Origin of the sequence: Pseudomonas sp. StFLB209, assembly GCF_000829415.1 — a bacterium.
Classification (GTDB): domain Bacteria; phylum Pseudomonadota; class Gammaproteobacteria; order Pseudomonadales; family Pseudomonadaceae; genus Aquipseudomonas.
Window position 1 is genome coordinate 57,141 of the sequence record NZ_AP014637.1, and the last position, 23,856, is coordinate 80,996.

Below are 23,856 nucleotides of genomic sequence, written 5' to 3' on the forward strand. Positions count from 1 at the left end.
GGCATCGTTAGGCTCTTCAAACCCTCCCCTTTTGAATCACTGCATTGTGCGCTGCCCGAAGTCGTCCGGGTTTGCCCACGCGCCAGACTCAGCATGAACTTCTGACTCATTGATCAGCCGTTGATAGCACGCGCTGCTTTAAGCAGTTATCTGGCCGACGGCATCATTGACCAGCTCATTTTACTTGAACAGACATCCAGACTCGATGCCTGCTCTTCCCTGCAACCTCAAATGATGTATCAGGAGCATTAAATGGATGGCGTTTTTATCGGAACCATCATTCTGTGGGCAGGCAGTTATGTGCCTGTAGGCTGGCGTCTGTGTAACGGAGACTCTCTCTCCATACAGCAAAATCCGGCCTTGTTTGCGGTGCTCAGCAACACGTACGGAGGCAATCAATCGCAAGGGACATTTGCCCTGCCCAATCTGGTAGGCAAATTCATACAAGGCACCGCAATCCCCCAGAATGTCTACCAGACCGGTGGCGCGGCCAGTGTTCCGGTTCAGCCATACGTCACGCTGACGGCTGATAACCTGCCTGCACACGAACACCCGAACAGCAACATCAATCTGACCGGACTTGTAGCCACCACTCAGGTCAAAGTGAGCACCATTCAAAACCAGGGCGCTGCAGCTCCAGTACAAGGCGCCATGCTATGCAGCACCACCGCTGGCGTTGCATCTGCTGCGTCTATTTACCTGCCCGCTGCGACCAGCCTTACCAATCAGGTCAAACTCGGCGGTGTAAAAACCGAGTTCACAACGCCTCCCAGCGTAGCCGTAGGTCCCGCTGTAACGGGCAACCCTGTCAATAGCCCAGAGCCCGTGGTGTTCTATGGTCAGGCGCCAACGCAACCTCCAAGTTTGGACCTCTGCTACATCATCTGTGTAGAGGGCGAATTTCCCATGAAGCCGTCGTGACATTCGACACTGCCGACATTCAATCCGCCAGATTCGACTTCTGATAAACATTTTATAACCATGCCGATTATCGGGCATATAAGGCACAACGATGGACGACGCACTTATCGCTACGATTCTTCCCTGGCCCATGGCCAAGGTCCCAAAAAACTGGGCTTTATGCGATGGAACAGTACTCAGTATTCAGAATAACGCTGCGCTTTATTCCTTGCTCGGCAACCGCTTCGGCGGCGATGGAAAAACCACGTTTGCATTACCTGACCTGCGTAACATGCTGCCACTGGGCGCCGCGCCTGCGACGGTATCGACAGTAAGAGGCAAGCAACCGCAGACGTTTCAATTACAGGCTGCTCTTACAGCGGCAAACATTCCGCCCCACAGCCATCCTGTTACCGCCACAATCACCAGCCAGACAGGCTCAACCACTATTGACGTCGGCACAGCGCCGGCCGGCGGTTCGACCCAGGCAACAGAAGGCGCCAGGCTGAGCGGCACCCCTACCAATCTGAACGCGGCAGCGGTTTATTTACCGCCCACCACGACGCCCGTCAATCCGGTCACCCTTGGCGGTGTGAGCACCACAGTGACTGGAGGCAGCGCGACAATCGGCGCCAGTACCGCCCCTGCAAATACGGTCGTATCGCTAAACGCCTCAGTGACGTCTGCAATTCCGGCCAGCCTTACGCTGAACTACATCATCTGTGTGAACGGCCTCTATCCGCAGCGCAACTGATAACCAGCTTCTGACTGATAATGTGTTGTTCAGACCTGACCGGCACCAGAACAACATTTCCATCGAACAGGACATGCGGATCCCCCTCTGCATGACGAGAGGACACGATGAGCAATAGTTACATTGGAATGATCATGCCCTGGGCCGCCCCCTATGTACCCGAATACTGGGCGCTTTGTGATGGCCGAACGCTGAAAATCAATGACTACCAAGCGTTGTATTCATTGATCGGTACCACTTACGGAGGCGACGGGCAAAGCACCTTTCTCTTGCCCGACCTGCGCAATGTTTTTGCCTTGGGCGCAGCCGCAGTTAATCAGGTCGGCAAAAAAACCAATGGCGCAACGTCTTATACCGGCACCGTGCAGATCGCGGAAAACCAGCTTCCGGCGCATTCACATCCTGCAACGGTATCGCTTAAGCCGACCACCACCATTACCGCAGGCACCGACGCCACTGGCAGCGCACGTATCGCTGTAGATCTGGCCGTACTGAATGCGAGCCCGCTTGCCACGCCCGCAGTCTCCGCTGAAGCAGGCATCTATCTGGCCTCGCCACCCGCCACAGGCCCTACTGTCAATCTCGGCGGAGTGACTTCAGCGGTGACCTTGGCAGCCACTCTGAATGTGCAGAAAAATATCACTAAAAACAGTGCCGTTACGGTACAAGGCACTTACAACTCTACTCCTGCGTTCACCAGTATGAACTTCATCATTTGCCTGCTAGGCATCTACCCCAGCTTCCCTTGATTAGCTGGCTCGCTATCGGCCACCGATAGCGAGCCCCACCCTGCGTCGAGACCCGCGTAATGTCCAATCCGATGCCCTTGCTCGACCTGCGTCTGGCGACTACCACAGACCAGCCATTCCTTGACCAGTTATATCGCAGCACCCGTGAAGATCTGCTTTTACTGGGCGATACCCCTGCCATTGAGGGACTGATCACCTTGCAACAACAGGTGCAGGACAAAGGCTATCGCTCTCAGTTCCCCGACGCTCGCCACTTGCTGCTCTGGCAAAACGGCCAGCCTGTAGCGCGCCTGGTGATTGATGAAACCCTTGATCGTCTGCACATCGTTGACCTGACCGTGCTGGCGACCGAGCGCTCCCAAGGCTACGGTACGATCCTGCTACGCTGGGCACAGGCTCAGGCGAGCGCAGCAGGCATTGCACTGGAACTGAATGTGCGTCGTTTCAATCAAGGAGCGCAACGCCTGTACTTGAAGCTGGGTTTTCAGCGTATTGGCGGTGATGAGGTGTCTGACCATATGCGTTGGCAGGGTTGAGTGGCCATTTCTCGCCCCCCCTATCCCTGCAAATACCTCAAGCTGCCGTTCAGCTTCGAGGTGCAGCGTATCGAGGCAGAACTGCAGGCGCTCAACAACACCCCCTGGATCGCACACTCCAATACCCATTGCTACGAAGGCAACTGGCACTGCTTGCCGCTGCGCTCCGTAAACGGTGCTTGCAACGATATTACAACCGCCGACGATGCCAACTATCAGGACACGCCAGCGCTTGAGCGATGCCCTTACTTGCAGCAGGTGCTCGATACCTTCGAGTGTGAAAAAAGCTCAATACGTCTCATGACTCTGACACCAGGATCAAGCATCAAACCACACAGGGACCGTGGTGGAGCCTTCGAGGACGGAATCGCCCGCCTGCACATTCCGTTGCGGACTCATCCGGACGTTACTTTCGTCGTCGAAGAACAAACGCTGCATATGAGCCTTGGAGACACCTGGTACTTGAACGCCGCCTGCACACATGCGGTTTACAACCGCAGCCCCCAATCACGCACCCACCTGATGCTCGATTGTCGGGTCAACCCGTGGCTTGAGCGACTGTTCACGCGTAGCGGCTTTATCGCACGTCCACGTTCTCCCTATGGCGACCCACTGATCAACGATAACAATGTTCAAGCCATCATCAGACACTTGCGTAGCGGTGGAACACCTGGAGAGCTGATGCTGGCGCAACAATTGGAGACTACTTACCGTGGCCGCGGAACAACACCATGAGCAGCAGATTTTTACGTCGACCCATAACACCTTGATTCGCGCCACAGATATCCTCCCCCTCTCACTAGCCAACTGGCTTCCGGTCCTGGCCACCCAGCAGCCCCCAGGCATATGGTGGCGTAACGTCGAGACACTTGATTTCAAGGCACCTTTCTTCACCCAGACCCTGAACAGACAGCCCGTCGATCAACGCCAGCGCTGCTTCACTGACTTCGCAGCCCTGGATGAACTCCCCGAAGGCATGCCGCTGAGCGCCCTGGTGTTTCACGTTTCACGTTGCGGCTCGACCCTGTTCACCCAGATGCTGGCAACCCTGGCGCATTGCGTGGCATTGTCCGAGCCTCCGGTGATCGACTCGCTGCTCTACCAATACCAGCAGGGCGCACTCAAGCGTACCGACTGCATTCACCTGCTGCGCGGCGTGGCCCGCGCATTGGGCCAGCGACGCACTGCGCAGCAACAGCATTTGGTGATCAAACTCGACTGCTGGCACCTTCAGCATCTGGACATCCTGCGTGAGGCCTTCCCGCAGGTGCCTGCGTTATTTCTTTACCGCCAGCCGTTGCAGGTCATGGCCTCGCATCAACGCCAGCGCGGCCCACAGATGCTGCCCGGCATGCTCGACCCGGCCTGGGTCCAGGCACCGGCCGACCTGCTGGCGGCAAATCTGGACATCTACTGCCTGCATGTATTGAACCGCTTCATGCGGACCGCTCTGGCAGCGGCAGAGCAGGGCCAGCTTGTACCGGTGAATTACGCCAGCCTGCCCGACGCCGTACCCGACCGTCTGTTACCGCTGCTGGGTATCGCACTGGATACCGACCAGCGGGCCAGCATGCTGGAAAGAACCCAGCGGCATGCCAAAGGCAGCGAGCCGTATCGAGGCGATCCGCCCTCTGTCACCTGCTGGGGCGAGGCGCCGGATGCTGATTTACTGCAGCGTGCCCAAGCGCTATACGACGCACTGAACGCCCTAAAAGTGGTGTAGAAGACCAGCAAGCAGCCAGACACTGCCGCCTCCTTATAACCGATTGATCTAAAACTCCCGCTCCTGCTCCGGGTCAGTTTCAGAGTGACCGCCTTCGCGATCACCCTCCCCAACGGAAACCCGGTAAGGACTTATGTGCGGAATTGCAGGCGAACTTCGTTTTAACCATCAACCGGCGGATCTTGCCGCCATTGAACGTATCACCCATCACATGGCACCTCGCGGCCCGGACGCCTGGGGCTTTCATAGCCAGGGGCCGATTGCCCTGGGGCATCGACGGCTGAAGATCATGGACTTGTCGGACGGCTCGGCGCAGCCGATGATCGACAACCATCTGGGCCTGTCGCTGGCCTTCAACGGGGCCATCTATAACTTTCCGGAATTACGCGCCGAGCTTGAAGCGCTCGGTTATGCCTTCCATTCCGGCGGCGACACCGAGGTGCTGCTCAAGGGCTATCACGCCTGGGGCAAGGAACTACTGCCCAAGCTCAACGGCATGTTCGCCTTCGCAATCTGGGAACGTGACGCCAAACGGCTGTTCATTGCCCGCGACCGACTCGGCGTCAAGCCGCTGTACCTGTCGCGTACCGGCGAGCGCCTGCGCTTCGCGTCGAGCCTGCCAGCGTTGCTCAAGGGTGGCGACATCAGCTCGCTGCTCGACCCGGTGGCGGTCAATCACTACCTAAACTTCCACGCGGTGGTGCCGGCACCACGCACACTGTTGGCTGGGGTGGAAAAGCTGCCGCCAGCCAGCTGGATGCTGATCGATGCCGAAGGCAATACCGAGCAGCAAGTCTGGTGGACGCTGCCTTATGGCCCGCATGACGACGAGCGCGATCTGAGCTTTGAAGACTGGCGCGAGCGGGTCCTGGACAGCACCCGTGAAGCGGTGGGCATTCGTCAGCGTGCAGCGGTGGACGTCGGCGTGCTGTTGTCGGGCGGCGTGGACTCCAGCCTGTTGGTTGGCCTGCTACGTGACGTGGGTGTCGAAGACCTGTCGACCTTTTCGATCGGTTTCGAAGATGCCGGTGGCGAGCGCGGTGACGAGTTCCAGTACTCTGACCTGATCGCCAAACACTACGGCACGCGCCATCATCAGTTGCGCATTCAAGAAAGCGAGATTATCGAACAATTGCCAGCGGCCTTCCGGGCCATGAGCGAGCCGATGGTCAGCCATGACTGCATCGCCTTTTATCTGTTGTCCCGCGAAGTCGCCAAACACTGCAAAGTGGTCCAGAGCGGCCAGGGCGCGGATGAGCTGTTTGCCGGTTACCACTGGTATCCGCAGGTCGATGGTGCAGCCGACCCGGTTGCCGCTTACCGCGCAGCATTCGTTGACCGCAGCTATGAAGAGTACGCCGCCACCGTACAGCCGAAGTGGCTGGTCGATCACGACGCTGCGGGTGAGTTCGTGCGTGACCACTTTGCCCGGCCAGGTGCCGAGGCGGCAGTGGATAAAGCGTTGCGGCTCGACAGCACAGTGATGCTGGTCGATGACCCGGTCAAGCGGGTCGACAACATGACCATGGCCTGGGGTCTGGAAGCCCGTACCCCGTTTCTTGACTATCGCCTGGTCGAACTGTCGGCACGAGTACCGGCGCGCTTCAAGCTGCCTGACGGCGGCAAGCATGTCCTCAAGGAAGCGGCCCGCCTGGTGATTCCGGCCGAGGTGATTGACCGCAAGAAGGGTTATTTCCCGGTACCGGGCCTCAAGCACTTGCAGGGTAATACCCTTAACTGGGTGCGCGAGCTGCTGCTCGACCCGAGCCAGGATCGCGGCCTGTTCAACCCGGCAATCATCGACACGTTGCTGACCAACCCCAAGGACCAGCTCACCCCGCTGCGCGGCTCCAAGCTGTGGCAACTGGCAGCCCTGAACCTGTGGCTGAGCGAACAAGGACTCTGATCGATGAAACCCCATGCAACGGCTTACAGCCAGCGACTGTTGCGGCGCCAGTCGCCGTCCTACGAACGCCTGCAGGCGCGCTTGGCCGAAGACGGCGGCCAGCCGGACAGCGAGCCACTGGCCCTGCATTGCGGTTGGGGGCGGCTGCTGATCGGCCACACCTACCCGGAGCCGGCGGCGCTGGCCCAGGAGCTGCTCAACGAAAAATCCGGCGAGCGCGATATCGCGCTGTATGTGGCTGCGCCGCAGCAGGTGCTGGCCCAGGCGCCCCAGCAGTTATTTCTTGATCCGTCCGACACGCTGCGCCTGTGGTTCAGCGACTACCGGCAGGCGCATCGGGTGTTTCGCGGTTTCCGGATTCGTCGGGCCCAGAGCGAGGCCGACTGGCAGGCGATCAACAACCTGTACCTGGCTCGCGGCATGCTGCCGATTGATCCTGAGCTGCTGACCCCACGCCATCAAGGCGGCCCGGTGTACTGGCTGGCCGAAGACGAAGGCAGTAACGCGATCATTGGCAGTGTCATGGGGCTTAATCACCTCAAGGCGTTCAACGACCCGGAAAAGGGCAGCAGCCTGTGGTGCCTGGCGGTGGACCCCAACTGCAGCCGTCCGGGTGTCGGCGAAGTGCTGGTGCGCCACCTGATCGAGCACTTCATGAGCCGCGGCCTGAGCTACCTGGACCTGTCGGTGTTACACGACAACCATCAGGCCAAGGCGTTGTACGCCAAGCTGGGCTTTCGCACCCTGCCGACCTTCGCCATCAAGCGCAAGAACGGTATTAACGAAGCGCTGTTTCTCGGTCCTGGTCCGCAAGCAGAGTTCAACCCCTATGCGCGGATCATCGTCGAGGAAGCGCATCGGCGGGGTATCGATGTGCAAGTCGATGATGCCGATGCCGGGTTGTTCACCCTCAGTTACGGTGGCCGTCGAGTGCGTTGCCGCGAATCGCTCAGCGACCTGACCAGCGCCGTGAGCATGACCTTGTGCCAGGACAAGAGCCTGACCCATCGCGCCTTGAAAGCCGCTGGCTTATGCCTGCCCGCCCAAGTGCGCGCCGGCAGCGCCGACGACAACCTGGCGTTTCTCGAAGAGCATGGCCGGATCGTGGTCAAGCCCCTCGACGGCGAGCAGGGCCAGGGCGTGGCAGTGGACCTGCGCAGCATCGAAGAAGTACAGCAAGCCATCGAGCGGGCCCGGCAGTTCGATACCCGAGTCATTCTGGAAAGCTTCCACGAAGGCCTGGACCTGCGCATTGTGGTGATCGGCTTTGAAGTGGTTGCAGCGGCGATCCGCCGCCCCGCAGAGGTGGTCGGTGACGGCCGCCATACCATCAAGCAGTTGATCGAAGCCCAGAGCCGCCGCCGCGCGGCGGCAACCGGCGGAGAAAGCCGGATCCCCATGGACGAGGAAACCGAACGCACAGTGCGCGATGCCGGTTTCGCTTACGACGATATCCTGCCCATGGACCAGCGCCTGGCCGTGCGCCGCACCGCCAACCTGCACACCGGCGGCTGCCTGGAAGATGTCACAGCGATCCTTGACCCGGTGCTCAGCGACGCCGCCGTGCGTGCGGCACGGGCACTGGACATTCCGGTGGTCGGCCTGGACCTGATGGTGCCTGCCGCCGACCAGCCCGAGTATGTGTTCATCGAGGCCAATGAACGGGTCGGCCTGGCCAATCATGAACCACAACCCACCGCAGAACGCTTTGTCGATCTACTCTTTCCCCATAGCCTTCCAGCTCATAGTTGAAACACAGCTACAAGCATCAGATTACAAGCTGCAAGCCATATCCACTCCGGCTTGCAGCTTGTAGCGTGTAACCAGTAGCTGCTCCAGAGGAGCCCTCCATCATGTCTAATGCAACCATCCCTGATCCGGATCTGAATTACCTGCAGAAAGTCCTGCTGGAAATGCTCGCGATTCCCAGCCCCACCGGCTTTACCGACACCATCGTGCGCTATGTCGCCGAGCGCCTTGAAGAACTGGATATTCCTTTCGAGTTGACCCGGCGTGGCACCATTCGCGCCACCCTCAAGGGCCGCAAGAGCAGCCCGGACCGCGCGGTGTCGGCCCACGTCGACACCATCGGCGCCTGTGTCCGCGAGGTCAAAGACAACGGCCGTTTGAGCCTGGCGCCGGTGGGCTGCTGGTCGAGCCGCTTTGCCGAGGGCAGCCGGGTCAGTGTGTTCACCGACACCGGCGTGATCCGTGGCAGCGTGCTGCCGCTAATGGCCTCCGGGCACGCCTTCAATACCGCCGTGGACCAGATGCCGGTCAGTTGGGACCATATCGAACTGCGCCTGGATGCTTACTGTGCGACCCGCGCCGACTGCGAGTCGCTAGGTGTGGGCATCGGTGACTATGTCGCCTTTGACCCGCTGCCGGAGTTCACTGAAAGCGGCCACATCAGCGCCCGCCACCTGGACGACAAAGCCGGTGTAGCTGCCCTGCTGGCATCGCTCAAGGCGGTGGTCGACAGCGGTCTGGAGCCGGTGATCGACTGTCACCCGCTGTTCACCATCACCGAAGAAACCGGCACCGGTGCGGCCGGCGCACTGCCTTGGGACGTCAGTGAGTTCGTCGGTATCGATATCGCGCCGGTCGCGCCCGGCCAGCACTCCAGCGAACATGCGGTCAGTGTGGCGATGCTCGACTCCGGCGGCCCGTATGACTATCACCTGTCGCGCCACTTGCTACGGCTGGGCGCCGAGCAGGAGCTGCCGGTACGCCGCGACGTGTTCCGCTATTACTTCAGCGATGCCCATTCGGCGATTACCGCCGGCAATGACATCCGCACCGCGCTGATCGCGTTCGGCTGCGATGCCACCCACGGCTACGAGCGCACCCACATCGACAGCCTGGCGGCGCTGAGCAAACTGCTGAGCGCCTACATCCTCAGCCCGCCGGTATTCGACAGTGACGCGCAACCGGCCAAGGCCTCGCTGGAAAGCTTCAGCCACCAGCTGGAGCACGACACCCAGATGGAACCGGAAACCCGCGTGCCGCCGGTCGATAGCCTGATCGGCCAGGGTCGCGAAAGCAGCTGAGCCGGCCTGGCTGCCGCAGGGCATGCATCCTGCCGGGTGCATAACCTGCGGCCCTGCACTATCATCCCCGGCCCTGCCGCGAGAGCCACCCATGCTGATTCCCTTTGAGCAACTCGAACCCGACACCCTGACCCGCCTGATCGAAGACTTCGTGACCCGCGACGGCACCGATAACGGCGACGACACGCCGCTGCAGACCCGGGTATTGCGGGTGCGTCACGCCCTGAGCAAAGGCCAGGCCGTGATTTTCTTCGACATCGAGAGCCAGCAGTGCCAGTTGATGGCTCGCCATGAAGTGCCCAAAGAGTTGTTCGACTGAGCAATCCGGATAATCCCTGAGCCGCTCAGGCTGCCGGCGACTGTTGCTGCGGCTGCTCATCAGGTTCGGACAAGGTCTTGATAATGCGCCGGAACACTTCGGCGCGATGGATCTTGACGTGTTTGGGTGCGTCAAAACCGAAGCGCACCTGATTACCACTGACGCCCAGCACTTGCACGGTGATTTCGTCACCGATGGAAAAGGTTTCGCCTACTTCGCGTGTTAATACCAACATGTTTGTGCACTCTTGCAATCCCGTGAATGGGCAGAGTGCCGCGCGAGGCAGAGTGCTTCAATGTGGCGAAGTAAAATCAGCCATGTCCTGCACACTCGCCGGAATTAGCTGAAGGAAATAACCTACATTGCAGACGCAAAAGTCGTAATTACTGCATCGCTCAGCGTCTACGCCAACGTCGCCACACCAGGCTATAAGCCAGGGCGTTGATAACCAGCACCACGCTGCCAAGCCATAACTGGTGCTGCATCGTCAAACCCGCCGGATAGATCAGCGCGATCAAGTAATGCTCGACGAAACCGCCGTCATAACCCTGCTGGCCGGCCAGGCTGCGCAGGTGGTTTTCCAGTGGCGTGAGCGGGCAGTACAGGTGCAGAAACTCCACCGCCGCCCCCCAGGCCACCGCAGGCAGGTGGAGCACCGCCAGCCAGGGCTTGCGCAGCACCAGCAAACCGCCAAACAGCACAAACACGATGAACAGCAGGTGCACGACCAATACCGCATCGGCCGCCAGACGCATCAACATAACCCCTCCTTTTAATCGGCGGCGAATACGTCACCGGCCGCTGTAAGTTCAATCTTTCACTGCCGCGCACTCGCAGACTTTATACCGCCAGGAAAGTTGCAACTTTCAGACTGGGCTACCCGGTATTTTAACGAAGCTAATTTGTAAAAATATATTCAAAGCGCTTAGAACCTTTATTCAACGCCCAGAGTCGGATTATTCAAGAGGCCACGAGACATGACATCAAGGGTGTCATGAATTCCTCCGGCAATCTTGGCTCCCTTATATTGAAAGAAGGAACTCATCATGGGCATCAGTACAATTCTCATCATCATCCTGATCCTGCTACTGATCGGCGGCCTGCCAGTGTTCCCCCACTCGCGTAGCTGGGGTTACGGACCGTCGGGCGTGGTCGGGACCATTCTGGTCATTCTGCTGGTACTGGTGTTACTGGGCAGGATATGAATGCGCGGCTGGACATCGCGCCGACGGATGTTCAGCCACGCTAAAACCGGCCCCACAAAAAAGCAGCCTGACGGCTGCTTTTTTGTTGTCGCGGTTTAGCTGTCAATCAGTGCGATACCGCACCGCTGGCACCCAGACCGGTTTGCGAACGGACAAACTGTGGCACGAACAGCGCACGCTCATCCTCACCTGCCTTGGACTTGTCGGTGATCGAGAAGAACCAGATGCCCACGAATGCAATGGCAATCGAGAACAGCGCCGGGTACTCGTACGGGAAGATTGCTTTAGGGTTATGCAGAATCTGCACCCAGATGGTCGGGCCGAGAATCATCAGCACCACGGCGCTGATCAAGCCCATCCAGCCGCCAATCATGGCGCCACGGGTGGTCAGGTTCTTCCAGTACATCGAGAGCAGCAGCACCGGGAAGTTGCAGCTTGCAGCGATGGAGAATGCCAGGCCGACCATGAACGCGATGTTCTGGCTCTCGAAGGCAATACCCAGGATGATCGCAACCACAGCCAGCGCGATGGTGGTCATCTTCGACACGCGGATCTCGTCTTTCTCGTTGGCCTTGCCTTTCTTGATCACGCTGGCATACAGGTCATGGGAGACCGCCGACGCGCCTGCCAGGGTCAGACCGGCTACTACAGCCAGAATGGTGGCGAAGGCTACCGCAGAGATAAAGCCCAGGAACAGGCTGCCGCCCACGGCGTTGGACAGATGCACCGCCGCCATGTTGTTACCGCCGATCAACGCGCCAGCCGCGTCCTTGAACATCGGGTTGGTGCTGACCAACAGGATCGCACCAAAACCGATGATGAAGGTCAGGATGTAGAAGTAGCCAATGAAACCGGTGGCATAGAACACCGACTTGCGGGCTTCCTTGGCATCGCTGACGGTGAAGAAGCGCATCAGGATGTGTGGCAGGCCAGCCGTACCGAACATCAGCGCCAGGCCCAGCGAGAACGCCGAGATCGGGTCTTTAACCAGGCCGCCCGGGCTCATGATCGCCTCACCTTTAGGGTGCACGGCAACCGCCTGGGAGAACAGCTGGTTGAAGTCGAAGTTGACGTGTTTCATGACCATCAGCGCCATGAACGAAGCACCGGAGAGCAGCATCACCGCCTTGATGATCTGTACCCAGGTGGTCGCCAGCATGCCGCCGAACAGCACGTACAGGCACATCAGGATACCCACCAGGATCACCGCAACGGTGTAGTCCAGCCCAAACAGCAACTGGATCAGCTTGCCGGCACCGACCATCTGCGCGATCAGGTAGAACGCCACCACCACCAGCGAGCCACACGCCGACAGGGTACGGATTTCCATCTGCTTGAGGCGGTAGGACGCCACGTCGGCAAAGGTGTACTTGCCCAGGTTACGCAGGCGCTCGGCAATCAGGAACAGAATGATCGGCCAGCCCACCAAAAAGCCGATCGAGTAGATCAGGCCATCGTAGCCAGAGGTGTAAACCAGTGCGGAAATACCCAGGAATGACGCCGCCGACATGTAGTCACCGGCAATCGCCAGGCCGTTCTGGAAACCGGTGATCTTGCCGCCGGCGGCGTAGTAGTCCGACGCCGAGTTGTTTTTCTTGGAGGCCCAGTAAGTGATGTACAGGGTGAACACCACGAACGCGACGAACATGACGATCGCCGGGACGTTGAGAGCTTGCTTCTGCACTGCGCCGGTGAGGGCGTCAGCCGCCATCAGTGCGGGTGCGAAAGCGGTCAGCGCAAGTGCCGCAGAGAGACGACGGATCATTGCTGAATCTCCTTGAGTACGGCGTTGTTCAGCTCGTCGAATTCACCGTTGGCACGGCGTACGTAGACGCCGGTCAGGATAAACGCGGTGACGATCAGGCCGACCCCGATCGGCATGCCCCAGGTCACCGTGGACGTTGCGCTCAGCTTGGCGCCCAGAATGTGGGGGCCATAAGCGATCAACAGGATAAAGGCGGCGTAGAGGCTGAGCATGATCGCTGAAAGAATCCAGGCGAAACGCTCCCTCTTGGCCACCAGCTCCTTGAACCTGGGGTTGTCTTGTATCTTTTGGTAGATGCTGTCGTTCATTGTTTTTGTCCTCGCAGCATAGGATGAGATGACACAGCTTCACTTTAGTCAGCTCTTGGAACGACTCCAGACGACCTTAGTATTAGAACGATATTAATTTGTGAGTCTGGAGCCAGGCGAGCTGCACCGGCCGCTGCGAAGCGGCGTCGGCAAATGTCAGGAAAGAGAGATTAGACAGATACCGGTTGCGCTGAGTACCGGCCGTATAAAACGCAAAACCACCCGACGAAGCGCGCCGGGTGGTTTTCGAAAAGGCGGCCCGCAGGCCGCAAAAGGGGAAGTAGTTGTTACTTGCCGGTCCAGGCCGCGACGCGGGCCGGGTTTTTCTCTACCCATTCCTTGGCAGCGACTTCAGGCTTGGCGCCTTCCTGGATGGCCAGCATCACCTGACCGATTTCGTCCTTGGACTCCCACTGGAAGTTTTTCAGGAACGCGACCACGTCCGGGGCTTTCTTTTCCAGGCTCAGGCTGCCGACGCTGTTGACCGTTTCAGCAGCGCCGTAGACGCCTTTAGGGTCTTCCAGGAAGCGCAGTTTCCACTTGGCGAACATCCAGTGCGGCACCCAGCCGGTAACGGCAATGGATTCATTGCGTTTTACCGCACGGGTCAGCTCGGCGATCATCCCGGCACCGGAACTGGCCTGCAGTTTATAGCCGTCCAGAGCGTAGTCCTTGATGGCCTGGTCGGTCTTGAGCATGACCCCGGCACCGGCATCGATACCGGTAATCTTGTTCTTGAAGGAGTCGTCAGTCTTGAGGTCTGCGATGCTCTGGGCTTTCACGTACTCAGGAACAATCAGGCCGATGCGGGCATCCTTGAAGTTCGGACCGTAATCCACCACCTGCCCTTTGTACTTGGCGATGTACTCGCCATGGGTGCCTGGCAACCACGCCGAGAGCATCAGGTCGAGTTTGTCAGTGGCCACCGCCTGCCACATGATCCCGGCCGCGACCGACTGCAGTTTGACGTCATAACCGAGCTTCTGCTTGAGCACCTCGGCGGCCACGAAGGTGGTGGCGACACTGTCAGACCAGCCTTCAACGTAGCCAATACTCACTGTCTTGGTTTCAGCAATGGCCAGCGTGGAGCTGGCGGCCAGTACCAGAGCGGCACCCGCCCCCAGAATTTTGCGCATATTCATCATTACTTCCCCGGTAGAGTCCTTGCACCGACCAGCGTCGGGCATTTTTGACGTTGTTTTTCTCAGGACTGCCCACCACGCCCGAATATGGGGCGATGCGCACCCTCCACGTTTCAATAACTCTTGCCGGCAACGGCGCTCACCGCTGCGGCCCATTGATAATCTGCCCCCCCTGCAAAGCGACATGATCTGCCAGCGACCCCTGGCAAGCGGTAAACGACATCACACCGCCATCAACGACATGCACACCAAAATCACGACACCTCAATTGGTTGGCAACTGAAAACCATCCTTAGTGATGCCCCTGCATGGCAGTAGCCGCGCGATTGGCCACTCACCTGAAAATATCGCCAGCGCACCCATTCAGGGCGTCGGTGGAGGGAACACAATGTGTTACCGATACGGGCTCCATGCTGACCCGCAGCGGGTAACACGGGAACACATCGACCCGATGCCGATGCGCAGACTTTCCTGAAAAATCGCAAGCCATTGATTTATAAGGATATTAAAAAGTTGGCATGGGTAGTGCTTTATCTCCTGCACAACAAGAACAAGAAAAACGGCAGCAACCTAATAAAAACAAGACGTACGGATCTGACATAACAAGAACAACACGGGCAGAGACGAAGCCAACAGATTTTTTTGAAGTAGATTCAGCTCCACCGGGTCTTTTGCAAAAGACCACGCAACCAGGCACAGAACAATAAAACTACCTTGAGGTAGCACAGAACTGGTTGGATCGCACTGCTGTGCAGGCAGTCGATTGAAGCGAGTCAGCGCTCAAAAAAATACGTTTGCTCTTGACCTCCATTGAGGTCGCATGAAATGCAGTGAAGGGTGGCCCAACAAAAACAACAACACACCACCCTACAAAAATAAAAAGAGCACGCGACACGACTCAAAAGGGAGCCCATGGCTCCCTTTGTGCTATCTGGCCTTTCACACCTCCCCAACGCGGCAAAGCCGACCTGCATCGCAATTACTACGCTAAAAAGCGCACATTCCTACATGCCTGACTTGACGAAAGGTGTATCGTTTCACCGCCGTTACATGGGCGTTTCAAAAAACGCAGTCAGTTTTTAGAGATGCCCAGAAAGGATCGCGCGCAGGTACGGCACTTTGGCACTATGTCGACGGTCATAGCCTGCGTACCTTTTCTGTACCTCATTCCCAAGGGATTTAGTCATGCTCCGTCTCCTGCGCTTAGCTGCAGTCCTGGGTGGTCTCTGCCTGAGTGCAGCCGCCCTGGCTAAAAACGTCGACCCGGCCACTTATGGCTATCCGCTGACTAACCCATTCGAAGCGACCATCGCCACCACCCCGCCTGATCTGCGTCCGGATCTGCCGTCCGACGACGACATCGATCAGGACGATTTCTATCTCAACCTGCATCCAGAGCGCGAGTTCACCCTGCCTGACAATTTCTGGGCGGTGAAAAAACTGCGTTATCGTCTGGCCCGCCAGGATCATGCGGCGCCGCTGATTTTTCTGATTGCCGGCACGGGCGCGGCGTATAACAGCACCCTCAACGAATACCTCAAGAAGCTGTATTACGGGGCGGGCTACCACGTTGTGCAATTGTCGTCGCCGACCAGCTACGACTTCATGAGCTCGGCTTCGCGTTATGCAACGCCAGGGCTCTCCAAAGAAGACGCTGAAGACCTGTATCGGGTGATGCAAGGCGTTCGTGCCCAGCACGCTGACTTGCCGATTACCGACTTCTACCTGACCGGTTACAGCCTGGGCGCGCTGAATGCTGCGTTCGTCAGCCACCTGGACGAAACCCGGCGCAGCTTCAACTTCAAGAAGGTGCTGCTGCTCAACCCGCCGGTCAACCTCTACACCTCGGTGAGCAACCTCGACAAGCTGGTGCAGACCCAGGTCAAGGGCATCAACAACACCACCACCTTCTATGAACTGGTGCTGGCCAAGCTGACCCGCTATTTCCAGCAAAAAGGCTACATCGACCTCAACGATGCACTGCTTTATGACTTCCAGATGTCCAAGGAACACTTGAGCAACGAACAGATGGCCATGCTGATCGGCACCTCGTTCCGTTTCTCTTCCGCCGACATCGCCTTTACCTCGGACCTGATCAACCGCCGCGGCCTGATCACCCCGCCGAAGTTCCCGATCAGCGAAGGCACCAGCCTGACCCCGTTCCTCAAGCGCGCCATGCAGTGCGACTTCGACTGCTACATGACCGAGCAGTTGATCCCCATGTGGCGTGCCCGCACCGATGGCGGCAGCTTGCTGCAACTGGTCGACCAGGTCAGCCTCTATTCGCTCAAGGACTACCTGCACAACAACAGCAAGATCGCCGTCATGCACAACGCTGACGACGTGATTCTGGGCCCTGGCGACCTGGGCTTCCTGCGCCAGACTTTCGGCGATCGCCTGACCGTTTATCCTTACGGCGGTCATTGCGGCAACCTCAACTACCGCGTCAACAGCGACGCCATGCTGGAGTTCTTCCGTGGCTAAACGTCATTTACTGCTTGCCGCCCTGCTGGCTGCCGGTATGGCCCAGGCGGCCGACCAGACTGAAATATCCCACGCCACCAAGGACCAGGCCACGGTGGTGCGCAACTACGACGAAGACGGCTTCACCCAGCCGCTCAAGTCGCTGAAGTTCAACCCCGGCCTGGACCAGCGAGAGTTCGAGCGTGCCTCGACCAACGCCCTGGAAGTCTATGACCCGCTGGAGTCGTGGAACCGCCGGGTCTGGCATTTCAACTATCGCTTCGACGAGTGGGTATTCCTGCCGGTGGTCGACGGTTACCGCTACATCACGCCAGGTTTTGTGCGCAGTGGCGTAAGCAACTTCTTCAGCAACCTGGGCGACGTGCCCAACCTGCTCAACAGCATGCTGCAGTTCAAGGGCCAGCGCTCACTGCAAACCACCGGGCGCCTGCTGCTCAACACCACCATCGGTGTGGCCGGCCTGTGGGACCCGGCGACCATGATGGGCCTGCCCAAACAGAGCGAGGACTTCGGTCAGACCCTGGGCTTCTATGGCGTGCCGGCCGGCCCGTACATCGTCCTGCCGCTGTTCGGCCCATCCAACCTGCGTGACACCGGCGGCCTGATCTTCGACGTGGCGGCTGAGTCGCAGATCAACTTCCTCAACGTCGCCCAGGTCAGCAGCGACCACCCGGAAATCGTGATTCTGCGCGGCATCGACAAACGCTACGTAACCAGCTTCCGCTACGGCCAGATGAACTCGCCGTTCGAGTACGAGAAAGTGCGTTATGTGTACAGCGAATCACGCAAGTTGATGATTGCCGAGTAAGGCGCGCAGTAACGACAAAGGCCAATCCGGGTGACCGGGTTGGCCTTTTTACTGCGTCGTTCATCCGTGTCGACTGCCTTCAGGAGTCATTGGCTTTGTGCAACCTCGAAGGGGCAGCACCATGGCGATTAGCGCCTTGCGAACCTGGAAAAAACATCATAAGCCAAAGTATCAATGGCCCAGCCACAGGAACCAGACTGATCAATATCCACCACCCGCTTTTATCCAGGTCATGTAAACGCCGCACAGTCAAAGCAAGATTGGGCAAAACGTTGAGTAGAATGAAAAGTTCTACCACCTGCTCAGGGAGCTGGGTGGCGCTATCAAACACCAGATAAACCAGCCCACCCAAAATCGTCAACAGGAAAACCGAGTAATAAACAAACTCTCTGACACTCGAACGCCCGTCAAAGTCAAAGGCCTTTGTGTAGACCTGAATAACTTCTTTCATCGTGCACCTTTACTATCTGGACAGATTAATCAACTGGAGAGCTGCCAGACTCAGCGGCGCAGTCTGTACAGAAGCTTGCAACTCAACTTTCACGGACAAATACATGACATCCCAAAACGTCATGCCGATCCGTCAAGGCGAGTTACGCACGTTTCCTGACCGCTCTGCACTTTGCTCTCGGCAGCCTTAGACCTGCGTGGGCAAGGCCCATAGCTGTTCACGCCTACCGACCCGGATGACAGACACAGCATCAACAGAAACAAAGGCCCATAAAGCGGAATGAAGGTGACCAAAAACCACAGCCCGTTGAAATCGGCATCGTGAAGTCGCCGATACGTGATGGCCAGACCGGGTACTAAATTGAGGGCGATGAATCCAGCCGTCACTCCCCCCAGTTGAACACTGCCCCTCACGATCCTCGAATCACTCTCAAACATAAAAAGAGCGATCACCCCTGCCGTATAAAAGAGCTGGTAATACAAAAAATTCCGTCGCCGGGTACGTCCTCTGAACTGCAACATATCGCGACAGGCGATGAGCATCATTTTCACGGGTTGAGTTCCCTGCCGGGCCAAATTCTGCCGACGCACTCATCACAAATGAAAGTCAGGCGCCCCCTGACACGCCAGATATTTCAAGCGGGTGGCAATCCGTAATAGTTCTCCCTCGGTTCTCCTTTTTCGAGAAGCATCCATGCACAGAGAACAAGACCTGCGAACGGCAGCAACCAAGCCAGGCTGACCCAGGCACTACAGCCAATGTCATGAATACGACGTGCAAGCAAGGCGGGTAAAGGCGCCAGGATATAGATCATCAGCAACTCGACCTGCCATACCAGGTCAGACCCTGGCGCCAACAATCTGATCTGCAGATACAGGTAGAAAATAACGCTAAACGATATCAAGAAAGAGAAAAGCTCTTTGCGATTCGAACGCCCCTTAAAATCCGGCCGTCTAAAAAAATAAGATACGTGCCCCATTAACATTGCATTGCCCCTAAGCAGTCTTCGACGCAAATTTATCGTCAAGCCCAAGCCACGGATGCAAGACAGTACTTCCTATAACGTAGGAAACGTCTGAGCTGATGCCCGCTGAAAAACGTAGCGTAGAGCTATGCCAGCAGACTCATCAAACATACTGATAATTTATAAAGAAATTTTGAGCCTTTCAATCGATAAATACAATATACAATTTAGCCAAGTTCATTTGCACCACACGGAGCGCCACTCATGACCACATTTCGCAAAGTCCTGTCGATCCACACTGGCCAGCCCGCTTCCGACGGTGCCGGGGTCAAGCTGACTCGCGTGTTTGGCGGCCCTGGGGTGGAGCAGTTCGACCCGTTCCTGATGCTCGACGAGTTCGGCTCCGACCAGCCCGACGACTATATCGCCGGCTTTCCGCCGCACCCGCACCGCGGCTTCGAGACCGTTACCTACATGCTTGAAGGGCGGATGCGCCACGAAGACCACATGGGCAACGTCGGCCTGTTGCAAGGCGGCGGCGTGCAGTGGATGACCGCAGCCCGCGGCATCATCCACAGCGAGATGCCGGAGCAGGAGCAAGGCGTGATGCGCGGCTTTCAGTTGTGGCTGAACCTGCCGGGCAAAAACAAGTTGATGGATGCCAGTTATCAGGACATCCAGCCAGAACATATTCCACGCCTGACCACCGCCAATGGCATTGAGGTGGTGGTAATCGCCGGCCAGTTTGACGACGGTCAGATGCAACAGGCCGGCGCCGTACAGCGCCCGGACACCGAGCCGCAGTATTTCGACCTGCACCTGCCGGCCGGCGCCAGCATCAGCCCCCTGCTGCCAGACGGGCATCGGGTGTTGCTCTATGTGTATGAAGGTGAAATCGAGGTAGGCGGTTGCCCGCAGGCAGTGGCCGCCAGCCGCCTGGTGCGTCTGGGAGAAGACGGCGAACTGCGTATTCAAAGCGCTGCCGGAGCCAGGGTATTGCTGCTTGCCGGTAAGCCTTTGCATGAGCCAATCGTGCAGTACGGGCCGTTCGTGATGAACAGCCGCGAAGAGATCGAACAGGCCCTGCGTGATTTCCGGGATGATCGGCTGACGGCTTGAACAAGACCGGTGAGCAGTGCGCCGTCACGCACAATTTCACTGGAATCGGGCTTTTCAGCAGATGCTGAAATAGCCTGTTCCAGTGAAAATCTCACATGACCCGCTCGAACAGGTTAACCCCCGGTGTCGCCTCACGCGGGCCGATATCACGCCAGCCATTGCGCTGGTAAAAACGCAGCGCCGGAAGGTTGTCCGGGCTCGCCGACAACTGCAGGGTCGTGCACTGCCGCTGGCGAAAGAACGCGATCGCCCGATCATGCAACTGCTGGCCCAGGCCCAGATGACGGTAAGGCTCAGTGAGATAGAACAGATGCACATAGCCCAGCGCCGGCTGCGGCTGGTTCAACTCCAGTTGCCCGACGATCTCGTCGCCCTGCCAGACATGCATCATGCTGCCCGGCAGCGCCTGCGAGCGCTGCGCCAGCCAGTCCAGATAACGCCCCGCCCCCTGCCCGTCTTCGCCATGCAGCGGCAGCGTCGTGCCTAGCGCCAACTGGAACACATCCTCACGAAAGCGCACGCACAGGTCGGCGTGACGGTCGAGGTCGATGGGGTTGAATTGGAGGGGTATGGGAGCATCCATGGCAGTTCCTTGTATTCAACTCCGGGTCAGTTCAGTGTAAGGGCTTGCAGGCGAACAAGCCTGTCATGACGGTACAGGCATTTGAAGAACGCCTGATCTATAAAGTGCCAAACAGTCTGTAGTCCATTTCTGAATTTTTCCGGATCACCGGACACCCTCTATTCACACGCGGGACGTCTGACTACCCTGCCCGACACTCGCTGCAAATTCAGCGAGCCGGGTTTGGCGACCCGGTCTTCAGATGGTGCAACAGCTCCAGACAAGTTGCGGGTATAGTCACGCCCGCAGCCAAGTGTCATGGCGGCTGTGCGTCGGAGACCTTAAGGTCTGCTGGGTTTTGCCTTCTGTCCCGGTTCGCCAGCCCTCGCACAGCTGCCACCATTATCGTCTGGCGACGATTTTGGGCAGTTCCACCACAGTTGGAGATCGCCCATGCACTTACTCAATACCTGTCCACCCTGCCCCGAACACTTCGACGCAGAGCCCTTTTTCCGCCATCACCGCCGTCTGCGCACCATCCGCCATGACAGCCAGGCCTGGTTCTGCCTGGCAGATCTGGCCCGCCTGATGGGCAAGCGGCTCGACGAACGCAATACTCTCAAACTCGACCACGACCAGCGCCGCATGGTCTGGCTCAACTCCCACGGACTTTACGAACGCAGCCTGATGATCAGCGAGTCCGGCGTCTTCGCCCTGTTGATCCACCACTACGTCCCGGAGAACCGCAGCCTGCGTCAGTGGTTGACCCACGAAGTCCTGCCCGAACTGCACCGGCGTGCCGAACGCATGCTTGAAGAACCGAGCATCAATCGCCTGGAATGGCTGGGCCATACTTTGCAGTTGCTGCAATGGCGCAACGATTCATGGGTGCGCTGGCAGGACATGCCGCACTTGCTGGCCGAGGTGCCGAAGCCGATGGGGTTGTGGCAGAGGTTGATGGTGAAGTTTGGTTTCAAAGACGAATCCATGAAGTTCTGAGGGCTTGACCGACCCTGATCCCGGCGTTGTTCTGTAGGCCGATTCTGATTTTCTGGAATCGGCCTGTGTCGGACTGTGTGGCAGGTGTCAGTGAGGTTAAAACGATGACTACTATTTTCCGGCGACCTCCATAACAGCGGGCTTAGCATGGACTCGTTTCAGAAAGACTCATCCTATCTGTCCAACAAATGAAGTCAGGCAGAGCAGCGCGCATGACCATAATCCATTCATCGGACACGAACAAAGACATTACCAAGCTGGCGCGAAAAGTCCCTTCCTTCAGGTGGGGGATGAAAGCGCCACCGCGAAGCGGTCATAGGGGTTAAGATCCATAAAACCGCCCTATCCTATGTTTCATGACTGAAATGAAAGCGACCAAAACCCTCAAGATTCGAGTGCGAGACAAGCACGCAGCGCAGCTGCGTGAAGCGTCTCGCGCTGTGAATTTTGTGTGGAACTACGTAAACGAGTTGAGCAGTCGCTCGATTCGTGAGCGTGGTCGTTTTCTGTCGGCGTTCGACATTCACAAGTACACCAACGGGGCCAGCAAAGACCTGGGACTGCACAGCCAATCCGTGCAGGCTGTTGCCGACGAATATGTCACACGGCGCAAGCAGTTCAAAAAGCGCCAGCTCCGCTGGCGCTGCTCGGGCGGCGCCCGGCGCAGTCTGGGTTGGCTGCCCTTCAAGGTCGGCGCTGCTGTCTGGAAAAACGGCCAGGTCGTCTTCAACAGACAGCCCTTCAAGGTCTGGGACAGCTACGGCCTGGCGGGCTTTAAATTCAGATCCGGTAGCTTCAACGAAGACACCCGTGGACGCTGGTATTTCAACGTCGTGGTCGAGGTCGACCGGCAGTTATCGCCAAGCCAGGACGCAGTGGGTATCGACCTCGGACTGAAAACCACGGCCACCTGCAGCGACGGTCATCGCCTTGAAAGCGGCAGGTTCTACCGGGATCTGGAGAGCGCCCTGGGCACGGCCCAGCGTGCCGGCAAGAAGGCTCGTGTACGGGCGATTCACGCCAAGATTGCGAACCGCCGCAAGGATTGCCTGCATAAGTTCAGCAACGCGCTGGTCGCGCGTTGTGGCGTCATTGTGGTGGGCGATGTGAACTCACTGAAACTCGCGAAAACCAGGATGGCCAAGTCGGTGCTGGACGCCGGCTGGGGCCAATTGAAAACCATGCTGGAATACAAATGCGATCACGCAGGCACGGTTTTCAAGGTTGTCAGCGAGAGAAACACCACCCAAACCTGTTCGAGCTGCAAGCAATTGCCGGACTCGAGGCCCAGAGGTATCGCAGGGCTTGGAATAAGGGAATGGACTTGTTGTGGGTGTGGTGCCACCCACGACCGCGACGTCAACGCCGCAAAGAACATTCTCGCGCTCGGGCATGAGCGTCCAGTTGTGGGAATCCCCGCCCTTTAGGACGGGGAGGATGTCAACGAGTTTCTGAGCATGTTCCTGGAAGATCCAAACCCTGACGTACTCTTCAGAGTTTTTCAGGAAATCGCCAAGGCTCACGAAAAGTCACGGCTTGCGCAGGACTCAAGTATCGGCCGCGCCTGACCGGTCTGCCATGACCCGCCGACCAAGCGGACCATAAGCCATGCTCATCTACAGCCGCGCAGCCGACATCCCAGCCGCCCCATTCGGAAACAACTGGTGAGTCAGTTCACCAATCTTGGCCTCGGCATTGATGAACTTCGAGAAGGCCATGCCGCCACTGCGCGAGTCGTATTCAGCCTGCCCCACTTGTACGCCGTGCTGAAACACGCGGATGTCGGCATAACTCATGTAGATCGTGAAATCCCAACTCCAGCGACCGATATAGGTCGTCGACAGCGGACAAACTGCGGGGTTGCTGTTGGCTGCGAGTTGACGGATCTGGAAACCTTTCTCGCGCAGCAGGCGCTCATAGCTGGCCTGAAAACCTGGGCGCAGGCCTTCTGCCGGAATCATGCAGATCACCGGCTCCATTGCCGCAGACAAGGACACCGGGGTCACGGTCTGCTTGATGCTGCAACCGCTCACCAGCAAAGCTGCAAAAAGGGTCAGGGACAGGGACAAACAGCGCATACGACCTCCATGCCGAAATTGAGGGGCGCGAGGT

General features: G+C 58.1%; 26 protein-coding genes. 16 read left to right on the forward strand and 10 right to left on the reverse strand.

Annotated elements, in window-relative coordinates:
- The first annotated feature begins 252 nt into the window (after positions 1-252).
- The 10 genes from PSCI_RS28115 (at position 253) to PSCI_RS00240 (ending at position 9,937) form a co-directional block, all read left to right on the forward strand.
- Positions 253-921 (forward strand): phage tail protein, encoded by a 669-nt coding sequence (locus tag PSCI_RS28115; protein ID WP_052483325.1) that lies wholly within the window; start codon positions 253-255, stop codon positions 919-921.
- Positions 922-1,012: 91 nt separating this feature from the next.
- The gene (locus PSCI_RS00200; RefSeq protein WP_045481209.1) at positions 1,013-1,654 is read left to right on the forward strand and encodes a phage tail protein; all 642 of its coding nucleotides are present in this window, start codon (positions 1,013-1,015) and stop codon (positions 1,652-1,654) included.
- Between the two features lie 107 nt (positions 1,655-1,761).
- Positions 1,762-2,403 (forward strand): phage tail protein, encoded by a 642-nt coding sequence (locus PSCI_RS28120; RefSeq protein WP_084709790.1) that lies wholly within the window; start codon positions 1,762-1,764, stop codon positions 2,401-2,403.
- A 59-nt stretch (positions 2,404-2,462) separates the two neighbouring features.
- A complete protein-coding gene (locus PSCI_RS00210) occupies positions 2,463-2,939 on the forward strand; it encodes a GNAT family N-acetyltransferase (RefSeq protein WP_084709794.1) in 477 nt (158 codons plus the stop codon).
- Positions 2,940-3,674: an aspartyl/asparaginyl beta-hydroxylase domain-containing protein gene (locus PSCI_RS00215; protein WP_045481213.1), complete on the forward strand. Its 735-nt coding sequence runs from the start codon at positions 2,940-2,942 to the stop codon at positions 3,672-3,674.
- Positions 3,652-4,662, forward strand: a complete 1,011-nt coding sequence (locus tag PSCI_RS28125; RefSeq protein ID WP_052483327.1) for a sulfotransferase family protein — start codon at positions 3,652-3,654, stop codon at positions 4,660-4,662. The genes PSCI_RS00215 and PSCI_RS28125 overlap by 23 nt, the downstream gene beginning before the upstream one ends.
- A gap of 133 nt (positions 4,663-4,795) precedes the next feature.
- Positions 4,796-6,568, forward strand: a complete 1,773-nt coding sequence (locus PSCI_RS00225) for an N-acetylglutaminylglutamine amidotransferase (protein WP_045481215.1) — start codon at positions 4,796-4,798, stop codon at positions 6,566-6,568.
- Positions 6,569-6,571: 3 nt separating this feature from the next.
- Positions 6,572-8,320 carry an N-acetylglutaminylglutamine synthetase gene (gene ngg / locus PSCI_RS00230; protein ID WP_045481219.1) on the forward strand — a complete coding sequence of 583 codons (1,749 nt, stop codon included), beginning with the start codon at positions 6,572-6,574 and terminating at the stop codon, positions 8,318-8,320.
- 101 nt (positions 8,321-8,421) lie between these two features.
- A complete protein-coding gene (locus tag PSCI_RS00235) occupies positions 8,422-9,618 on the forward strand; it encodes an osmoprotectant NAGGN system M42 family peptidase (protein WP_045481221.1) in 1,197 nt (398 codons plus the stop codon).
- 91 nt (positions 9,619-9,709) lie between these two features.
- Positions 9,710-9,937 carry a YheU family protein gene (locus tag PSCI_RS00240; RefSeq protein ID WP_045481224.1) on the forward strand — a complete coding sequence of 76 codons (228 nt, stop codon included), beginning with the start codon at positions 9,710-9,712 and terminating at the stop codon, positions 9,935-9,937.
- 25 nt (positions 9,938-9,962) lie between these two features.
- Here the strand turns inward: PSCI_RS00240 and csrA are convergent, their stop codons facing one another.
- Positions 9,963-10,172 (reverse strand): carbon storage regulator CsrA, encoded by a 210-nt coding sequence (csrA, locus tag PSCI_RS00245; RefSeq protein ID WP_045481227.1) that lies wholly within the window; start codon positions 10,170-10,172, stop codon positions 9,963-9,965.
- A gap of 160 nt (positions 10,173-10,332) precedes the next feature.
- Positions 10,333-10,698 (reverse strand): DUF2784 domain-containing protein, encoded by a 366-nt coding sequence (locus tag PSCI_RS00250; RefSeq protein WP_045481230.1) that lies wholly within the window; start codon positions 10,696-10,698, stop codon positions 10,333-10,335.
- Between the two features lie 285 nt (positions 10,699-10,983).
- Between PSCI_RS00250 and PSCI_RS28355 the strand changes: the two genes are divergently transcribed.
- A complete protein-coding gene (locus PSCI_RS28355) occupies positions 10,984-11,142 on the forward strand; it encodes a DUF3309 family protein (RefSeq protein WP_084709796.1) in 159 nt (52 codons plus the stop codon).
- Between the two features lie 106 nt (positions 11,143-11,248).
- Here the strand turns inward: PSCI_RS28355 and PSCI_RS00260 are convergent, their stop codons facing one another.
- The 3 genes from PSCI_RS00260 to PSCI_RS00270 all read right to left on the reverse strand — a co-directional run bounded on the left by PSCI_RS00260 (position 11,249) and on the right by PSCI_RS00270 (position 14,357).
- Positions 11,249-12,907 (reverse strand): cation acetate symporter, encoded by a 1,659-nt coding sequence (locus tag PSCI_RS00260; RefSeq protein ID WP_045481233.1) that lies wholly within the window; start codon positions 12,905-12,907, stop codon positions 11,249-11,251.
- Positions 12,904-13,215 (reverse strand): DUF485 domain-containing protein, encoded by a 312-nt coding sequence (locus tag PSCI_RS00265; RefSeq protein ID WP_045481235.1) that lies wholly within the window; start codon positions 13,213-13,215, stop codon positions 12,904-12,906. The genes PSCI_RS00260 and PSCI_RS00265 overlap by 4 nt, the downstream gene beginning before the upstream one ends.
- Before the next feature lie 287 nt (positions 13,216-13,502).
- On the reverse strand, positions 13,503-14,357 hold the full coding sequence (locus PSCI_RS00270; RefSeq protein WP_045481237.1) for a glycine betaine ABC transporter substrate-binding protein: 855 nt from the start codon (positions 14,355-14,357) through the stop codon (positions 13,503-13,505).
- 1,185 nt (positions 14,358-15,542) lie between these two features.
- On the opposite strand from PSCI_RS00270, the gene PSCI_RS00275 reads away from it, so the two are divergent.
- Together PSCI_RS00275 and PSCI_RS00280 are read left to right on the forward strand one after the other, a co-directional pair.
- On the forward strand, positions 15,543-16,841 hold the full coding sequence (locus PSCI_RS00275; protein WP_045481239.1) for a serine/threonine protein kinase: 1,299 nt from the start codon (positions 15,543-15,545) through the stop codon (positions 16,839-16,841).
- Entirely contained in the window at positions 16,834-17,649 is an 816-nt protein-coding gene (locus tag PSCI_RS00280; RefSeq protein ID WP_045481240.1) for an MlaA family lipoprotein, read from the forward strand. The genes PSCI_RS00275 and PSCI_RS00280 overlap by 8 nt, the downstream gene beginning before the upstream one ends.
- A 79-nt stretch (positions 17,650-17,728) precedes the next feature.
- Here PSCI_RS00280 and PSCI_RS00285 read toward each other — a convergent pair whose 3' ends face one another.
- The 3 genes from PSCI_RS00285 to PSCI_RS30065 form a co-directional block, all read right to left on the reverse strand.
- The gene (locus tag PSCI_RS00285) at positions 17,729-18,100 is read right to left on the reverse strand and encodes a DUF805 domain-containing protein (RefSeq protein WP_045481242.1); all 372 of its coding nucleotides are present in this window, start codon (positions 18,098-18,100) and stop codon (positions 17,729-17,731) included.
- A gap of 119 nt (positions 18,101-18,219) precedes the next feature.
- Complete coding sequence (locus PSCI_RS00290; protein ID WP_231906541.1) at positions 18,220-18,645, reverse strand: DUF805 domain-containing protein; 426 nt, start codon at positions 18,643-18,645, stop codon at positions 18,220-18,222.
- A gap of 89 nt (positions 18,646-18,734) precedes the next feature.
- Positions 18,735-19,085: a DUF805 domain-containing protein gene (locus PSCI_RS30065; protein WP_084709798.1), complete on the reverse strand. Its 351-nt coding sequence runs from the start codon at positions 19,083-19,085 to the stop codon at positions 18,735-18,737.
- A 243-nt stretch (positions 19,086-19,328) separates the two neighbouring features.
- Here PSCI_RS30065 and PSCI_RS00300 point away from each other — a divergent pair, with 243 nt between their 5' ends.
- Positions 19,329-20,183 carry a pirin family protein gene (locus tag PSCI_RS00300; protein ID WP_045481246.1) on the forward strand — a complete coding sequence of 285 codons (855 nt, stop codon included), beginning with the start codon at positions 19,329-19,331 and terminating at the stop codon, positions 20,181-20,183.
- 91 nt (positions 20,184-20,274) lie between these two features.
- On the opposite strand, the gene PSCI_RS00305 is transcribed toward PSCI_RS00300, so the two are convergent.
- Entirely contained in the window at positions 20,275-20,766 is a 492-nt protein-coding gene (locus PSCI_RS00305) for a GNAT family N-acetyltransferase (protein WP_045481249.1), read from the reverse strand.
- A gap of 432 nt (positions 20,767-21,198) precedes the next feature.
- Here PSCI_RS00305 and PSCI_RS00310 point away from each other — a divergent pair, with 432 nt between their 5' ends.
- Positions 21,199-21,744 carry a BRO-N domain-containing protein gene (locus PSCI_RS00310; protein ID WP_045481252.1) on the forward strand — a complete coding sequence of 182 codons (546 nt, stop codon included), beginning with the start codon at positions 21,199-21,201 and terminating at the stop codon, positions 21,742-21,744.
- Between the two features lie 365 nt (positions 21,745-22,109).
- Positions 22,110-23,171 (forward strand): RNA-guided endonuclease InsQ/TnpB family protein, encoded by a 1,062-nt coding sequence (locus PSCI_RS00315; protein WP_045481255.1) that lies wholly within the window; start codon positions 22,110-22,112, stop codon positions 23,169-23,171.
- 189 nt (positions 23,172-23,360) lie between these two features.
- Here PSCI_RS00315 and PSCI_RS00320 read toward each other — a convergent pair whose 3' ends face one another.
- Entirely contained in the window at positions 23,361-23,822 is a 462-nt protein-coding gene (locus PSCI_RS00320; RefSeq protein WP_045481258.1) for an Sbal_3080 family lipoprotein, read from the reverse strand.
- Positions 23,823-23,856 lie beyond the last annotated feature (34 nt).